The organism is Pandoraea pnomenusa (assembly GCF_000767615.3).
GTDB classification, from domain to species: domain Bacteria; phylum Pseudomonadota; class Gammaproteobacteria; order Burkholderiales; family Burkholderiaceae; genus Pandoraea; species Pandoraea pnomenusa.
The window spans coordinates 1,457,000-1,473,721 of the sequence record NZ_CP009553.3; the positions used below are offsets into that span (position 1 = coordinate 1,457,000).

Sequence of the window (16,722 nt, forward strand, 5' to 3'; positions counted from 1 at the left end):
GGTTCAGTGCAGCCCGTCCGGACGCGCGTGCATCATCAGGCTGAACTGCTCGACGGCATGCGGCGGCAACGGGCTGGAGTGGATGTGGGCGAAGCGCCAGTCGCCTTGCTCATGCACCAGTACGTAGGTGGTATGAATGAGCTGGGCGGTGGTCTGTCCGGCGTCTTCCTTGCCCACGCGCATGGCTTCGGTGGCCGTGTGCACGACCGTGCCGACGGTGTCGTACTCGGTCGTGTCGAGCGAATCGATCAGCACCACGCTCTGCGTGAATTGGGCCACCAGGCCGCTGCGGATCTGCTCGAGGCCGTCCCAGCGGGTGCCGTCGGCGCGAATGTAGCTGACGAAATCCTCGTTCGCCCAGAGCGACATCGCACGATCCGTCTGCCCGCGGCGCAGCGCGTCATAAAAGGCCGTGATGGTTTCACTGGCGGCATCGAACAGGCGGACGAAACGTGGCATGAGGATTTACCGTTGAAGGTGACCGGATCGGGCTGAAGGCCGCACCACGCTGGATGGCATCAGCGCTGCGTGAGCAGGATGTTGCGAAGGTTCGCGAACACGTGCTCGGGCATCAACTCGTTGAGGCAACGCGTGTGGCCCAGCGGACATTCGCGGGCGAAACACGGGCTGCATTCCAATTGTAGCCACAGGACGTGCGCCTGGTCTGACAACGGCGGCGTGTGGCGCGGATCGGACGAGCCGAACAGGGCGATCTGCGGGCGACGCAAGGCCGCGCTCACATGCATGAGCCCCGAGTCGTTGCTTACCACGGCATTGGCACGCGCGAGCAGCGCACAGGCCTCGGCAAGCGAGGTCTGCCCGCAGAGATTGCGCACGAACGGGGCGTCTGCCGCGATTTGCTGGGCCAGCGCGCCGTCCTTTCCCGAGCCGAGCGCGATGATCTGCGCGTACGGGAACGAGCGGCGAACCAGTTGCGCCAGTTGCGCGAAGTGGCCGGTCGGCCAGCGTTTGGCGGGGCCGAACTCGGCGCCCGGACAGAACACGACGAGCGGTACGCGCAAATCGAGGCCGAAACGCGCGAAAACGCGGGCCGACTCGTTCAGATCGGTCTCGATGCGCGGCGTCGGCAGCGTTTCGGGCAGCTTGGCCCCCGGTGCGAACGCGAGCGCCGCGTAATGCCGCACCATCGGCGGGCGTTCGTCCTTGCGCGGATTGGCGTGACGCACGTTGAGCAGGCCGTAGCGCTGCTCGCCCTTGTAGCCGATGCGCAACGGGATGCGCGCCAGCCACGGAATCAGGGCCGACTTCAGCGAGTTCGGCAACACGTAGGCGGCGTCGTAACCCTCGTCGGCGAGCACGCTCGCGAGCCGGTAGCGCTCGAGCGGCTGCAACTTGCCGTGCGCGAGGTCGGTGGCGACGACGCGCGAAATCTCCGGCATGCGCTCCAGAACCGGGGCGACCCAGCCCGGCGCGATCGCGTCGATGGTCAGACGCGGATGCAGACGCTTGAGCAGGGTGAACAACGGCTGCGCCATCAGCGCGTCCCCAATCCAGTTGGGGGCGATCACCAAGGCTTTATGCATTGGGCGGAGACTCTAAACGTTAAGCGTGGCGATGAAACTGACGCACGACCGGCCAGTGCTCCGCGACAGCGGCGGATGGCACCGGGAACCGGCCGAGGCAGGGCGCTGCGGGCTCAGTGGTGACCCTTGAGCACGACACCGGCCTTCAGGCGATAGCGCGTGCCGCAGTACGGGCAGGCGGCTTCGCCGTGGGTGACATCGATGAAAACGCGCGGGTGGGCGCTCCAGGCTTCCATCTTCGGATTCGGGCAATGGACCGGGAGATCTTCGGCGCCGACTTCGACGACCGGCATTTGTTTGACTTCGCTCATGGGGTTCAGACCGTGATGGATATTCGGAACTCTGGGGATTGCGCGACCATGACAGGCGCAAAGCGCATGCCCGACCGTTCACCAAAAGACGCTATTGTAAAGCAGGCGCCGCCCTTTGCGGATGGCGCACCGCGCTTGGCGCCTCGCGGCAGGCCGCGTGCGACAGGCAAGTTACCGTGCGCGTGGCGCGCACGCGACACCGCGGCGCAGGCCCCGGCAAAAAGCGTGGGAAATCGGACGATATCGGGCGATATCGGACGTCAGCGTAGTAAACGAATATTTAACATGACTATAATGGTGCGTCGCCCGCCGCCAACGATGAATACAGTCAGGAGACTCTCCGGCAACCCCTGGCGGGCGCTGTGACCGACAGCGGTCATCTTGGGCGTGCCGGGCGCCGTCGGGACCGCTTCGCCCCGCCTTGCCACACCCTGCGCCGCTTGCCGCGGCGCTCGCCCCCAACCGACCATGCCAACGCTTCGTTTGCCAGCCGCCGAACGTGATGGGTTCGCGGCAGGTTTTCGCATCATTTCGCCACTTCTGCTAGCCATCTTCTCCTGGGGGCTCGTGACCGGGGTCGCCATGAGCAAGTCGGTCCTCACGGTACCCCAGGCCATCGGCATGAGCCTGATGCTCTATGCGGGCTCCGCGCAACTCGCGTCGCTGCCACTCTTTGCCGCGGGCATGCCCCTGTGGACCATTCTGCTCACGGTCGGCATCGTCAATCTGCGCTTCGTGATCTTCAGCGCCGGGCTACAGCCGCATTTCTCGTATTTGTCGTTGCCGCGCCGCATCGCGCTCGGCTACGTCAACGGCGATCTCGGCTTCGTGATGTTCATGAACCAGAATTTTGCGAGCGGTTACGTCCCGGGCAAGGAGGGGACGTATTACGGCATCACCCTCAGCAACTGGGCCGTCTGGCATGTGTCGTCGATCCTCGGCATCATGCTCGGCTCCCTCGTGCCCGATAGCTGGGGCCTGGGCTTTGCCGGCACGCTCGCGCTCATTCCCATGATGGTTCACACGATCACGAGCCGTTCCACGATGCTCGCCGTCGCGCTTGCGTCGGTGATCGGCGTGCTCGCATTCGACCTGCCATACCGGCTCAATCTTGTGCTCGGCGTGCTCGGCGCACTTGCGGCCGGCATGGTGTGCGACGACCTTGCGGCGCGCCATGCGAAGCGTCTGGCATCGACCAGGACCGCGAGCGGGGCGACCGGCATCGAAGTCGGCCCGCGCGACGACGCGCGGACGGTGGCGCCCGCCAGCGTGTCGGCCGTCGCGCCCACGGCGGCATCCAGCGTGGTGCCCGCCGATATCCCCTCGGGCAGGTCAGCGGTGGGGGCGAGCGCAACACATGTCGCGGATGCGCCGCGTCGCGACGAGGAGCGCTCATGAGCACCTTCGAAATCTGGTTCGCCTTCGTGGCGATGACGGCGATCACGATCGTCACACGCACCTTCTTTCTGTTGGCGGGCGAGCGTGTGACGTTGCCGCAACGACTCCAGCGCGCGTTGCGCTATGCCCCGGCAGCCGCGTTGGCGGTGATCGTGGTGCCCGAGGTGCTGCTGCTCGATCACCAGTTCGCGGTGCATCTGGGCAATCACAAGCTGGCGGCGGCGATCGCGGCCACGGCCTGGTTCGTCTGGCGGCGCAACATGATCGAAATGATTGTCGTCGGCATGGCCGTCTACACGCTTGGCCGGCTGTTTCTGTAGGCGGAACCCCGGAACCCCGAAATGGGCAACCCGGCGGTCGGATCAGTTAAAATGCATGTTTTTCCCACCATATATTCCGGATTCTCATGGCTTCCGTCGTACGTCTGACCGATTTGATCGCCCAGGGCCAGCTCGCTGGCAAACGTGTCTTCATCCGCGCCGACTTGAACGTGCCGCAGGACGACGAGGGCCGCATCACGGAAGACACGCGTATCCGCGCTTCGGTGCCGGCCATCCAGATGGCGCTCGACGCGGGCGCCGCGGTAATGGTGACGTCGCACCTGGGCCGTCCGACCGAAGGCGAATTCAAGCCCGCCGACTCGCTCGCCCCGGTCGCCGGCCGACTCTCGGAATTGCTCGGTCGTGACGTGAAGCTCGTGGCCAACTGGGTCGACGGCGGTTTCGACGTGGTGCCGGGCACCGTGGTGCTGTTGGAGAACTGCCGCGTCAACAAGGGCGAGAAGAAGGACAACGACGAACTGGCGCAGAAGATGGCCAGGCTGTGCGACGTCTACGTGAACGACGCGTTCGGCACGGCCCACCGCGCCGAGGCGACCACGCACGGTATCGCCAAGTACGCACCGGTCGCCTGCGCGGGCCCGCTGCTGGCCGCCGAGCTCGAAGCGCTGGGCAAGGCGCTGAACGCGCCGGCGCGTCCGCTCGTGGCAATCGTCGCGGGCTCGAAGGTCTCGACCAAGCTCACCATTCTCAAGTCGCTCGCCGACAAGGTCGATCACCTGATCGTGGGCGGCGGCATCGCCAATACGTTCATGCTGGCCGCCGGTCTGCCGATCGGCAAGTCGCTCGCCGAGGCGGATCTGGTGGGCGAGGCGAAGGCCATCATCGACGCCATGGCCGCACGCGGCGCCACTGTGCCGATTCCGACGGATGTCGTGTGCGCCAAGGAATTCAGCGCCACGGCCGAAGCGACCGTGAAGGCTGCTGCGGACGTGGCGGCCGACGACATGATTCTGGACATCGGGCCGCAAACGGCGGCCAAGCTCGCCGAGCAACTGGGCGGCGCCGGCACGATCGTGTGGAACGGGCCGGTCGGCGTGTTCGAATTCGATCAGTTCGGCCACGGCACCGAGACCCTGGCGCGTGCCATTGCGGCAGCCAAGGGCTTCTCGATCGCCGGTGGCGGCGACACGCTCGCGGCCATCGCCAAATACGGCATTGCCGACGACGTCAGCTACATCTCGACGGGCGGCGGCGCTTTCCTCGAATTCCTCGAGGGCAAGACGCTGCCGGCGGTCGATGTCCTGCAACAACGCGCCGCCGGCGCCCACTGATCGCGCAAACCCAGGTGGAGCGGGGCTCGCCGCCAGGTTCGATGGTCCGGAAAGCATTCGTGGACGGCCGTTTTGACCCGTTCATTGCGAACGTCAGAGATCGAATCAATCGATTTCGTACGGACAATACGAACTTTTTGGTTAACCTGCGGCGGGCTAAATGCGTTACAAACCTCTAAGCGCCAGCAATGTCGAACGCGCTGCTACCAAAGAGGATGAAGAGATGGATGTAATGAACCGCTCCACCAAGATCGTCGCCACCATCGGTCCGGCATCGAGCACGCCGGAAGTGCTCTCGCGCATGATCGCTGCAGGCGTCGACGTCGTTCGCCTGAATTTCTCGCACGGCAAGGCACAGGATCACATCGAGCGCGCCGAGATGGTGCGCGCGGCCGCGAAGGCCGCCGGCCGCGAAGTGGCCATCATGGCCGATTTGCAGGGTCCGAAGATCCGCGTCGGCAAGTTCGAAAACGGCAAGACCACGCTGGAAGCTGGCGCGAAGTTCATTCTTGACGCCGAATGCGAGCTCGGCAACGACGAGCGCGTCGGCCTGGACTACAAGGAACTGCCGCGCGACGTGAGCACGGGCGACGTGCTGCTGCTCAACGACGGCCTCATCGTGCTGATCGTCGATCGGGTGCTCGGCAGCGAGATTCACACGACCGTGAAGGTCGGCGGCGATCTGTCGAACAACAAGGGCATCAACCGCCAGGGCGGCGGGTTGACGGCGCCGGCGCTGACCGCGAAGGACATGGAAGACATCAAGACCGCGATGGCGCTGGGCGCCGATTACGTCGCGGTCTCCTTCCCGAAGAACGCCACGGACATGGAAATGGCGCGGCGCCTGGCGAACGTGGCGGGCGAGCCGTATGGCATCAAGCCGCTCATGATCGCCAAGATCGAGCGCGCCGAAGCGATTCCGGCGCTCGAAGAGATCCTGGCGGCCTCGGACTGCATCATGGTCGCGCGTGGCGACCTGGCCATCGAAGTCGGCAATGCGGCGGTGCCGGCGCTTCAGAAGCGCATGATCCGCATGGCGCGCGAGATGAACAAGACGACCATCACGGCCACGCAGATGATGGAGTCGATGATCCACAACCCGGTGCCGACGCGCGCCGAGGTGTCGGACGTGGCCAACGCCGTGCTCGACGGGACCGACGCGGTGATGCTCTCGGCCGAGAGCGCGGCGGGCAAGTATCCGGTCGAAACCATCGAGACGATGGCGACGATCTGCGTCGAGGCGGAGCGTTCGGAGACGGTGGAACTCGATCGCGACTGGCTGGACCAAACTTTTACGCGCATCGACCAGACGATTGCCGCCGGCGCGCTGTTTACCGCGTATCATCTTGGCGCGAAAGCGATCGTGGCGCTGACCGAATCGGGCGCGACCGCATTGTGGCTGTCCCGTCACAAGATTCACGTGCCGATTTTCGCGCTGACCTCGCAGCTCGGCAGTCACCGCAAGATGGCGCTGTACCGCAACGTGTATGCGATGCGCGCCGATGCGACGCTCGACCGCGATCACGCGCTCAAGCAGGCGGAGCAACTGCTGCTCTCGAGCGGGGTGGTCAAGCGCGGCGACACGATCGTGCTGACGGTGGGCGAGCCGATGGGGCAACCCGGCGGCACCAATACGTTGAAGATTGTCCAGGTGGGCCACGCATGATGCGTTGGGCCGCGCCGGGCGCGGCGAGGCGATTGCGCCCCGCCGCCGCCCGCGCGCCGTCGTCATGGGGGCGCCTCTGGATCGAAGAAAGATTTGCTTAGTTTTGTGATTCCAAGGAGAACATCATGCCCCTAGTCTCTATGCGACAGCTGCTGGACCACGCCGCCGAAAACGGCTACGGTCTGCCGGCCTTCAACGTCAACAATCTCGAGCAGGTTTCCGCGATCATGGCCGCCGCCGACGAAGTCGGCGCGCCGGTCATCATGCAGGCCTCGGCCGGTGCCCGCAAGTACGCCGGTGAGGCGTTCCTGCGTCACCTGATCTCGGCGGCCGTGGAAGCCTATCCGCACATCCCGGTGGTGATGCACCAGGATCACGGCCAGTCGCCGGCAGTGTGCATGGCCGCCATCAAGAGCGGTTTCTCGAGCGTGATGATGGACGGCTCGCTCGAAGCCGACGGCAAGTCGGTGGCGAGCTACGAGTACAACGTCGAAGTGTCGAAGAAGGTCGTGGAGTTCTCGCACTACATCGGCGTGACGGTGGAAGCCGAGCTGGGCGTGCTGGGTTCGCTCGAAACGATGAAGGGCGACAAGGAAGACGGTCACGGCGCCGACGGCACGATGACGCGCGAGCAACTGCTGACCGATCCGGATCAGGCCGCCGATTTCGTGCACCAGACCCAATGCGACGCGCTGGCGATCGCCATCGGCACCTCGCACGGCGCCTACAAATTCAGCCGCAAGCCGACCGGCGACATTCTCGCCATCGACCGCATCAAGGAAATCCACCGCCGCATTCCGAACACCCACCTGGTGATGCACGGTTCGTCGTCGGTGCCGCAGGAGCTGCTCGCCGAGATCCGCGAATTCGGCGGCGACATGAAGGAAACGTACGGCGTGCCGGTCGAAGAGATCGTCGAAGGCATCAAGCATGGCGTGCGCAAGATCAACATCGACACCGACATTCGCCTGGCCATGACGGGCGCGATCCGTCGTTACCTGTTCGAAAACCCGAGCAAGTTCGATCCGCGCGACTACCTCAAGCCGGCGCGCGAAGCCGCGAAGCTGGTTTGCAAGGCGCGCTATCTGTCGTTCGGCTGCGAAGGCCAGGCCGGCAAGATCAAGCCGATCGCACTCGAAAAGATGGCCGAGAAGTACAAGAGCGGCGATCTCGCGCAGATCGTGAAGTAATCCAGGGCGTCACGCGACGCACGGCGGCCGTCAGGTCGCAGGCCCGGCTCTCGCCAGCACTCGCTGGAACAGAAGCCGGGCTTTTTCTTTGGGCATCGGCAACTGGAACTTGCCGCCCAGTTCCGGGCGGATCGTGGCGGTGAGCATTTCCACGCCGTCGACGATCAGCGTCACGATGCAAAGCCACAACGGTGCCCGTATTCCGGAAGTCCGGGGCGGCGCGTCATGGCAGTCTCCGAAGCCTCCTTTTTTCACCTGCCCGCCGCGCGGCGGGCCACCCGGAGGTATCGATGCCCTTGAAATGCTTGCCCACGACTTTCACCCGGTGTCTCGGACTGTCACAACCCGGTGACTCGTCGCCATCCTCGGGGACTTCCTCGCGCATGGCGCGGGAAATGACGCGCGCCGGGCACGTGCTGCCGGACTCGGACGAGCCCGGTACGTCGCAATCGCCTATTTATGCGCGCGTGCGAAAGCCCACGCGGCTGCCCGCGTGCGCTGCGCGGGACCCGGCGGTGGCGTGCGGCGAGGCGGGCGCGTCGAGCGAGATCCCCAACCCGATCCGGCTTTGGGGGCAGTACGATCCCGCCCCCGACTGGGCGGCGCCGACCGATGCACAGGGTTGGGCCGACTTCTACAAGGTCAACACGGCCAAGCTCATCGACATCGACGGCAGATGCACGCGCTATGGCCTGATCGAACTGGGCGGATTCCGGTTCATCGTCGGCCCGACGGCCGCGTCGCGGGAGGCGGGCGCGCTCACGGCCATCCTCAAGGCGCACACCCAGATCGGTGCCGTGTTCTCCGTCGAGCCGTGGACGCCACCTGCGGATTCGCTGTCCGGCGCCCGAGGAGAGACCGGAAAATCCGATCGCCGTTCGGGCTACCAGGAGAAGCCCATCGGCGCTTACATCGCCCGCATTCAGCGCGCAAGCGATCCGGCCCGGACCGGCGCGGCGGCGCCATCATCGTCATCGTCCGGCGCGAGGCCGGTGAGTCTGGCGGGCGGACTGTCTCACGTGAAATTCATGGAGTTCGAGGGGATGGCGCATCACAATACGGTGATCGCGGGCCGCACCCTGTGGGAGGCCGGGCGCGGCGTGGCCGAATTCATGCGTCAGAATCCCGGCAAGATCGCGCTCGTCTGCTCGACGAACGGCATTGCGCGTCCCAGCGCGGTCATCGCCAGCGCCGCATTGCAGCTCACGAACGGGGACGCCGCGCTCCGGGCTGCGATCTCCGACGCGGTCGTCACGCAACGCTCGGAAGAAAGTGCACGTCACATCGACGCTGCCTCGGACAGCTTCGACAACATTGCCGAACTGGCCTCGCTCATCGCCATGCTGCGCAGGCCGGGCAGGGGAGACGAAGCCCAGGAGCGCAAGGTTTACCTGCTCATGCAGCGTCTCGAGACGCTCATGACCAAGCCGAACGCCGACGTTACCTGGCGCAGCCGCGAGGGGCGCTGCAAAGTGGCAGACATTTTCGAGGCGCATTTCGAACACGTGGCGCCATTGCTGGCTTCGGCGGGTCTGCCGATCGGCACGGCGCTGCTGTGGCTTGGCGGGGAGATGCGCGTGAGCGGTGTGCTCAGATTCCTCACGCCTGGCTACGTCGAGCGGCATCTCGACCGGATCTCGCTGCAGCCCATCGATCCGGAGGATCCGAACGCCGTGCGCCTGGTCTCGCTCGATGACCGCGACCTCGTCTGCGACAACAAATACTACGACGTCGCGTCGGTGGCGGATTGGTATCGGCAGTGCAAGCGGTCGGGGCGGGCCGACGGCATGACGAATCCGATCTCGCGCGTGCCCGTCATCGCGCTGCTCGTCCGGGCGTCGGAAAGGGCGCGGCTCGCGCCGCAGTTCCTGCCGTCGTCCGTCTGATCTTTTCGGATTTCACGGGGCAGCTCGCGCCCTGAACCCTGCCCGGCATCCCGCCGGGCCGACATCTTCGTGAAACGGCCCCCAACGCGCGTATAATTACGCCTTTGCCCTTCCTGATATTGGGTCCCGCCGTGACTACCCCCGCCCTGAACGCCCTGTACGAATCCTCCCTCAAGAGCCTGCCGCTGCTCTCGCGCGGCAAAGTGCGCGACAACTACGCCGTTGGCGACGACAAGCTGCTGATCGTGACGACGGACCGCCTCTCGGCGTTCGACGTGATCATGGGCGAGCCGATTCCGGGCAAGGGCCGCGTGCTCAACCAGATGGCGAACTTCTGGTTCGACAAGCTCTCGCATGTGGTGCCGAACCATCTCACTGGCGTGTCACCCGAGTCGGTCGTCGCCGCCGACGAAGTTGCACAGGTTGCCGGCCGCGCGGTGGTCGTCAAGCGCCTGAAGCCGATTCTCGTGGAAGCCGTGGTGCGTGGCTATCTGGCCGGCAGCGGCTGGAAGGACTACCAGGCCACGGGTGCCGTGTGCGGCGTGAAGCTGCCGGCCGGCCTGCAGAACGCGCAGCAACTGCCCGAGCCGATCTTCACCCCGGCCGCCAAGGCCGAGCTGGGCGAGCACGACGAGAACATCAGCTTCGACGACATGATCGGTCGTGTGGGCCGCGAGCTGGCCGAGCAGATCCGTGACATCTCGATCCGCCTGTACAAGGAAGCGGCCGCCTACGCGGCCACGCGCGGCATCATCATCGCCGACACGAAGTTCGAATTCGGCCTGGACGACGAAGGCAAGCTGCATTTGATGGACGAAGCGCTGACGGCCGATTCGTCGCGCTTCTGGCCGGCCGATTCGTACGCCGTGGGCAGCAATCCGCCGTCGTTCGACAAGCAGTTCGTGCGCGACTGGCTCGAAACGCAGCCGTGGGGCAAGACGCCGCCGGCGCCGAAACTGCCCGACGAGGTCGTGCAGAAGACGGCCGCCAAGTACCGCGAGGCGCTCGAGCGCCTGACCGGCCAGCAACTGGCCTGAGCGGAGCATCGGCAAGATGAGCGAGAAACAAGCCTTGGCCCCGCGCGTGGGCGTGGTGATGGGGTCCAACTCGGACTGGGAAGTGATGAAGAACGCGGCCGCCATCCTGGCCGAGTTCGGCGTGCCGTATGAGGCACAGGTCGTCTCGGCGCACCGCATGCCCGACGACATGTTCCGCTACGCCGAAGCGGCGCGCGAGCGCGGCCTCGTCGCGATCATCGCCGGCGCGGGCGGTGCGGCCCACCTGCCGGGCATGATCGCCGCCAAGACGACGGTGCCGGTGCTCGGCGTGCCGGTGCCGAGTAAATACCTGCGCGGCGAGGATTCGCTGCTCTCGATCGTCCAGATGCCCAAGGGCGTGCCGGTCGCGACCTTCGCCATTGGCGAGGCGGGCGCGGCCAACGCCGCCTTGTTCGCGGTCTCGATGCTCGCGGCCGACGACAAGGCGCTCTCGGACAAGCTCGACGCGTTTCGCGCGAAGCAGACCGAAGCGGCGCGCGGCATGACGCTGCCGGCACTGTAAAAGAAAAGATCGTCCCCGCTACTGTCAGCGCCTCACTCAAGATGAATTCTGCCTCCGCTGCGCCCATCCTTCCCGGCCAATGGCTGGGCATGCTGGGCGGCGGCCAACTCGGCCGCATGTTCTGTTTCGCCGCTCAGTCGATGGGCTACAAGGTCTGCGTGCTCGATCCGGACCCGCGTTGCCCGGCCGGCGCCGTGGCCGACCGCCTGATCGTTGCCGACTATCGCGACGAGGCGGCGCTGGCCGAGCTGGCCGCGCTGTGTCCGGCCGTCTCGACCGAGTTCGAGAACGTGCCGTCGCAGTCGCTCGACTACCTCGCGCAAACCACGACGGTGAGCCCTGCCGGGCGCTGCGTGGCGATCGCGCAGGACCGCGTTGCGGAGAAGCGTTTCATCGAGCGTTGCGGTGTGCCGGTGGCCCCGCATCTCGTCATCGAATCGAACGACGCACTCGCCGCCATTGGCGACGTCGCCATTTCGAGCGTGCTGCCCGGTATTCTGAAGACGGCTCGCATGGGTTACGACGGCAAGGGCCAGGTGCGCGTGAATACGCCTGCCGAAGCGCGCGACGCCTACGCCGCGCTGGGCGGCGTGCCGTGCGTGCTGGAAAAGCGCCTGGCGCTGGCCTTCGAAGTGTCGGTGCTGAGCGCGCGTGGCGCCGACGGCACGGTGGCCACCTATCCGCTCGCCCAGAACGTGCACATCGACGGCATCCTCGCGACCACGACGGTGCCGGCGCCCGACGCCGCCCCGGCGCTCGCCGACGCGGCGCGTGCGGCCGCGGCCACGATCGCGTCGCAGATGGACTATGTCGGCGTGCTGTGCGTCGAGTTCTTCATTCTCCAGGACGGTTCGCTCGTAGCCAACGAAATGGCGCCGCGCCCGCACAACAGCGGTCACTACACGATCGATGCCTGCGCCGCGAGCCAGTTCGAGCAGCAGGTGCGCGCGATGGCCGGCCTGCCGCTCGGCGAGACGCGTCAGCATTCGCCGGCGGTGATGCTCAACGTGCTCGGCGACGTGTGGTTCACGGGCGACGCCAAGGATCAGCCGCGCACACCCGCATGGCACGACGTGGTGGCGTTGCCGTCGGCACGCCTGCATCTGTACGGCAAGGAAGACGCGCGCGTGGGCCGCAAGATGGGGCACATCACGTTCGCCGGTGCCTCGCTGGACGAAGCCCGCGCGGCGTGCAGGAAGGCCGCGGCGAGCCTGAACATCGCGCTGGAAGACTGAGCCATGACGACCGCTTCGCCGCCGCAAGCGCCGCGCATCGTCATGCCGTCGGACGACGCCATCGAGCGGGCGGCCGAACAACTCGCCGCCGGCGAGCTGGTCGCGTTCCCGACAGAGACGGTCTACGGCCTGGGCGGCGACGCGGAGAATCCGGCGGCGGTGGCGGCGATCTATGCCGCGAAGGGCCGGCCGGCCAATCATCCCGTCATCGTGCACTTTTCGCCGGACGGCGATCCGGGCTACTGGAGCGACGACGTCACGCCTGCGGCACGCAAGCTGATGGATGCGTTCTGGCCGGGCCCGCTCACGCTGATTCTCAAGCGCGCTCCGCATATTCCCGACGCCGTCTCCGGTGGCCAGGATTCGGTGGGGCTGCGTTGCCCGTCGCACCCCGTGGCCCAGGCACTGCTGCGCGCATTCGAGCGGATCAAGGGCGGGCAGGGCGGCGTGGCGGCGCCGTCGGCCAATCGCTTCGGGCAGGTCAGCCCGACGGCTGCGCAACACGTGCGCGACGAATTCGCCGGATTGCCGGGCGTGACGGTGCATGTGCTCGACGGCGGCGAGGCGGCCGTCGGGATCGAATCGACCATCGTGGACCTGTCGCGCGGATTTCCGGCATTGCTGCGTCCCGGACACATCACGCCGGAGCAGATCGCCGAAGTGCTGGGCGAGATGCCGCGTCTGCCGGGGCAAGATGTCGACGCACCGCGTGCATCGGGCACGCTCAAGGCACATTACGCGCCCCGTACGCCGCTCTATCTGTGCGACGCGGCGCAGTTCGCGCCGGCGCTGGCGGTGCGTCCGCAGGGTGAGCGGGTGGCCGTGGCGGCGTTCGCGCCCACGCTCGCCGCATTGCCTGCCGACGTTGTCGCGTCGAAGGACGTTGTGCGGATCGTGCTGCCGGCAACGCCCGCGGCGCTGGCCACCGATCTGTACGCGATGTTGCGCCGCCTCGATCGCGCCGACGTCACGCACATTCTGTTCGAGCGCCTGCCCGACACGCCCGCGTGGGCCGCTGTGGGCGACCGCCTCGGGCGCGCCGCGGCGGCGTTCGAGCGCGCATAAGGCGAATCACGCGAATCACGCGTATCGCTCGAACGCGGCATACCTGTGCTGCCTGTCGCAGGGCGGCGTCCGCCACCATGTCACAACGCCGACGTCCACCCCACGACATCGCCCTGCGCTGATCCACGCCGCCTCGCCGGCGTGGGGGCGTCAAAGCCCTTTTCGCGAAGCGCCGGCCGCGCCGTCCTGGCTCACCCCTGCGACGTCACCCAGCTGTCCGAGGCCTCCCGCCGCTGCCGCATCCGCCAGCCCCCGAGCATTCGCCGGGGCACTTGACGTCTGCGCCGCTTGCCAGGCATGGCGCCACTCGGGCGGTCCGAAAAGCGCCATGGCCTTGTTGCGCCAGCCGGGCATCGTGACGACATCGCGCGCCATCGTGCGCCACTCGTGAAACGTCAGCGTGATCGGGTTGTGCGTGTGAATCGGGTCGACGATCCCGTACTCGCAGGGCTCGGCCTCGCTCTCCGGGACGTATGAGCCGAACATCCGGTCCCAGATGACGAGCACACCCGCGTAGTTGCGGTCGATGTAACGCGGATTGCGTGCGTGGTGAGCGCGATGGATCGACGGCGTATTGAGTACGTACTCGAGCCACCCCAGCTTCGGAATCGCCTGCGTGTGGACGAAGAACTGGAACGCGAGATTGAGCAGCACCACGCCAACGATCTGCGTGGGGGTGAAGCCGATGAGTGCCATGGGCGTCCAGAACAGCCACATGCCCGCCACCGGGTACATCAGGCTCTGCCGGAACGCCGTCGACAGATTGAGCCGTTCGGACGAGTGATGCACCACGTGCGCGGCCCACAGCCAGCGAATGCGATGGCTGGCACGATGGAACACGTAGTACAGAAAGTCCTGCACGACGAAGAGCAGCAGGAAGCCCAGCCAGCCGCCGGGCATCGTATAGAGGCGGTAGTGATCGTAAAGCCATGCATAGAAAGGCACGACCAGCAGCCATGCCAGTTTGTCGGCGCCCTGATGCATGAGTGCGAGCGTGGCGTTGCTCACGGTGTCCTTCAGGCTGTACATGCCGGGGCGGCGGCGCCAGTACCAGGCTTCGATGCCGATGCACAGCACGAATACCGGGGCGAGCGCCAGCAGGATCAACTCGACGTTCATGACCTCGCGTCTCCTCACGATTGGGTCATCTGAACCGGCGCCCCTTGCGTCTCGCTTGTCGTGATTCCCTGGCGAAGGTGGCACCGATGGAACGTCTATTCTGACGCGAATGCGCCCGGAGAACGCGCGCGTTAGAGGGAAACGTCAAATGTGGCGTCGGGCGCGTTCGCCATGCGCGCGGACGTTCAGGGCGCGTGCTGGTACACCCAGGAGATGAGGGCGTCGTTGAAGCCGCGTGCGTTGCTCGCGCGCGGGTCGTTGACCAGCGAGACAACGACGTAGGTGTTGCCCGTGCGCGTGCCGACGTAGCCGGCCACGGCGGTCACGTCGTCCAGCGTGCCGGTCTTGATGTGGGCGTTGCCGGCCACGTCGCGATTCGTAAGACGGTTGCGCATGGTGCCGTCCACCCCCACGGTCGGCATCGACTCGACAAGCACTTGCCCGGTCGGGCTGTTGATGCCGTGTTGCAGCAGTGTCGCGAGTTCGGACGCGCTGATGCGCTCGATGCGCGACAGGCCCGAGCCGTTCTCGATGACGAGTCCGGGCATGGCGAAATCGTTCCTGTCGAGCCAGCGATCGAGGACGTCGCGCGAGCGGGCGATGCTCGCGGGGTGTTTGTAGTTATCGGCGGCGAGCCCGAGCGTGAGGAACAGTTGGCGCGCCATCACGTTATTGCTGAACTTGTTCATGTCGTGAACGACGTCGGCCAGCGTCTGACCTCGGTGGGTGACGAGCAAACGGGCGCCCGGGGGCACGGTGCCGGTGCGCACATTGCCGTTGAACTGTCCGCCCGACGCCTGCCATAGCGCGCGAAAGCCGCCAAGGAAGAAGCGGTCGCGATCGGGCGCCGCCACGTTCCAGCCCTTGTCCTCGCAAGACGCCGGGTAATTGCCGGAGAAGCGCGCCACGTAGGCACCGTCCGCGGTTGTGCTGAGCGTCGGGTGGATGCGCGTGAGCCAGTCGCCGCAATTGCCCGCGGGCGACGACGCCATGTCGTTCGCCACTTGCAGATTCGCCAGCGGCGGCAGCACGTTCACGTCGACCGTACCGTTCGCGTTGCCCGCGAAGCTGAACGACATCGCCTTGAAGGAATACAGGAGCGGATCGGGCGCGACGTTGTAGGGGCGGTCGTCCTCGCCATCGATCGCACCCGTCGCGCCGATGTCCGAACTGTAGGCCGAGCGGTCGAGCACGATGTCGCCATTGATGTTGGTCACGCCGGCGTTGCGCAGCTCGGCCACGAACTTCTCCATCTCTTCGGGCACGAGCTTCGGATCGCCCGTGCCCTTGAAATACAGGTTGCCGTCGAGCGTGCGTCCGTCCGACGTACCGTCGGTGAAGGCCTGCGTGCGCCAGCGATAGTCCGGGCCCAGCGTATCGAGCGCGGCAATGGTGGTGACAAGTTTCATCGTCGAGGCCGGGTTGCGCGGCACGCCGGGGTTCATGGCGAGCAGGGGCGCCGCAATGCGGCCTCGCGTTTGCAGCGGATTGTCGACCTTCGCGACGATAACGCTCACGTTTGCGGCGGGCACCTTGCTCGCTGCAAGCGCGCGTGCCAGTTCGGGCGGCAGCGGCGTTGCGTGCGCGGCGGTGGCAGGCACCTTGGGCATCTTCGCGTGCTTGAGCGGCTTTGCATATACGGGCGCGCTCGTCATGACCGCACTCGTCGCGAGCAGCAGCGCGAGCGCCAGGGCGGTGCGACCGGTGCCGCTCATGCGAGCTAGGCGAGGACGGCCGCGGAGCGTACTCGCCTCGCGAAGCGCGTGCGTCTGGCGCTCGGGCGTCGCACTGTGCGGCATCGCGTGCGCGGATGGGACAGCCGCATGATGCGCATGGTGCGCATGGGGGACATCGGATGCATTGGGCGCGAGCAACGCGAAGGGTGTGCGGCTGTGCAGGCGTGAGGCGCGCATGGCGGGCGAGATTCTCCAATGTTGCGTGCTGCGTCCCGCCACACGGGAGTCGGGCCGCCGCGCAGGATGGGGGCGGGCGGCTCGGACGGCACTGTGCGGACGCAGCGGCGAAGCGATGAGGTGAGTCACTGCGCCGCGATGTGCGTCTGACATGCGCGGCGCCATGCGTGCCATTGTAAGACGGTCATGCAACGAACTGTCGCTACAATGAGTCGAAATCCCT

At 66.3% G+C, this 16,722-nt stretch carries 16 protein-coding genes; 10 read left to right on the forward strand and 6 right to left on the reverse strand.

The features are described 5' to 3' along the window. Positions 1-3 precede the first annotated feature (3 nt). From LV28_RS30660 to LV28_RS30670, 3 genes are all read right to left on the reverse strand, one after another. On the reverse strand, positions 4-459 hold the full coding sequence (locus tag LV28_RS30660; RefSeq protein WP_023594880.1) for a nuclear transport factor 2 family protein: 456 nt from the start codon (positions 457-459) through the stop codon (positions 4-6). A 59-nt stretch (positions 460-518) separates the two neighbouring features. Next, positions 519-1,544 carry a lipopolysaccharide heptosyltransferase II gene (gene waaF, locus LV28_RS30665; protein WP_023871966.1) on the reverse strand — a complete coding sequence of 342 codons (1,026 nt, stop codon included), beginning with the start codon at positions 1,542-1,544 and terminating at the stop codon, positions 519-521. 113 nt (positions 1,545-1,657) lie between these two features. Then, positions 1,658-1,855: a zinc-finger domain-containing protein gene (locus LV28_RS30670; RefSeq protein ID WP_023594882.1), complete on the reverse strand. Its 198-nt coding sequence runs from the start codon at positions 1,853-1,855 to the stop codon at positions 1,658-1,660. A gap of 582 nt (positions 1,856-2,437) precedes the next feature. Here LV28_RS30670 and LV28_RS30675 point away from each other — a divergent pair. The 5 genes from LV28_RS30675 to fba all read left to right on the forward strand — a co-directional run bounded on the left by LV28_RS30675 (position 2,438) and on the right by fba (position 7,721). After that, positions 2,438-3,253: an AzlC family ABC transporter permease gene (locus tag LV28_RS30675; protein ID WP_369798660.1), complete on the forward strand. Its 816-nt coding sequence runs from the start codon at positions 2,438-2,440 to the stop codon at positions 3,251-3,253. Beyond that, complete coding sequence (locus LV28_RS30680) at positions 3,250-3,573, forward strand: AzlD domain-containing protein (RefSeq protein ID WP_023594884.1); 324 nt, start codon at positions 3,250-3,252, stop codon at positions 3,571-3,573. Before LV28_RS30675 ends, LV28_RS30680 begins: the two co-directional genes overlap by 4 nt. 86 nt (positions 3,574-3,659) lie before the next feature. Beyond that, positions 3,660-4,865, forward strand: a complete 1,206-nt coding sequence (locus LV28_RS30685) for a phosphoglycerate kinase (protein ID WP_038618353.1) — start codon at positions 3,660-3,662, stop codon at positions 4,863-4,865. Positions 4,866-5,097: 232 nt separating this feature from the next. Next, entirely contained in the window at positions 5,098-6,531 is a 1,434-nt protein-coding gene (gene pyk, locus LV28_RS30690) for a pyruvate kinase (protein ID WP_023594886.1), read from the forward strand. Between the two features lie 125 nt (positions 6,532-6,656). After that, complete coding sequence (gene fba / locus LV28_RS30695) at positions 6,657-7,721, forward strand: class II fructose-bisphosphate aldolase (protein WP_023594887.1); 1,065 nt, start codon at positions 6,657-6,659, stop codon at positions 7,719-7,721. 30 nt (positions 7,722-7,751) lie between these two features. Here fba and LV28_RS48660 read toward each other — a convergent pair whose 3' ends face one another. Continuing rightward, entirely contained in the window at positions 7,752-7,895 is a 144-nt protein-coding gene (locus LV28_RS48660; RefSeq protein ID WP_155252875.1) for a hypothetical protein, read from the reverse strand. A gap of 221 nt (positions 7,896-8,116) precedes the next feature. Between LV28_RS48660 and LV28_RS30700 the strand changes: the two genes are divergently transcribed. The 5 genes from LV28_RS30700 to LV28_RS30720 all read left to right on the forward strand — a co-directional run bounded on the left by LV28_RS30700 (position 8,117) and on the right by LV28_RS30720 (position 13,467). After that, a complete protein-coding gene (locus LV28_RS30700) occupies positions 8,117-9,607 on the forward strand; it encodes a hypothetical protein (protein WP_025250457.1) in 1,491 nt (496 codons plus the stop codon). A 146-nt stretch (positions 9,608-9,753) separates the two neighbouring features. After that, positions 9,754-10,644 carry a phosphoribosylaminoimidazolesuccinocarboxamide synthase gene (locus LV28_RS30705; protein ID WP_023871964.1) on the forward strand — a complete coding sequence of 297 codons (891 nt, stop codon included), beginning with the start codon at positions 9,754-9,756 and terminating at the stop codon, positions 10,642-10,644. 16 nt (positions 10,645-10,660) lie between these two features. Then, entirely contained in the window at positions 10,661-11,167 is a 507-nt protein-coding gene (purE, locus tag LV28_RS30710; protein WP_023594891.1) for a 5-(carboxyamino)imidazole ribonucleotide mutase, read from the forward strand. A gap of 41 nt (positions 11,168-11,208) precedes the next feature. Then, entirely contained in the window at positions 11,209-12,402 is a 1,194-nt protein-coding gene (locus tag LV28_RS30715) for a 5-(carboxyamino)imidazole ribonucleotide synthase (protein WP_023871963.1), read from the forward strand. A 3-nt stretch (positions 12,403-12,405) separates the two neighbouring features. Beyond that, positions 12,406-13,467, forward strand: a complete 1,062-nt coding sequence (locus LV28_RS30720; protein WP_023594893.1) for an L-threonylcarbamoyladenylate synthase — start codon at positions 12,406-12,408, stop codon at positions 13,465-13,467. 150 nt (positions 13,468-13,617) lie between these two features. On the opposite strand, the gene LV28_RS30725 is transcribed toward LV28_RS30720, so the two are convergent. Then, complete coding sequence (locus LV28_RS30725) at positions 13,618-14,586, reverse strand: sterol desaturase family protein (protein ID WP_023594894.1); 969 nt, start codon at positions 14,584-14,586, stop codon at positions 13,618-13,620. Between the two features lie 185 nt (positions 14,587-14,771). Beyond that, positions 14,772-16,301: a D-alanyl-D-alanine carboxypeptidase/D-alanyl-D-alanine endopeptidase gene (gene dacB / locus LV28_RS30730; RefSeq protein ID WP_038618350.1), complete on the reverse strand. Its 1,530-nt coding sequence runs from the start codon at positions 16,299-16,301 to the stop codon at positions 14,772-14,774. Positions 16,302-16,722: the final 421 nt, after the last annotated feature.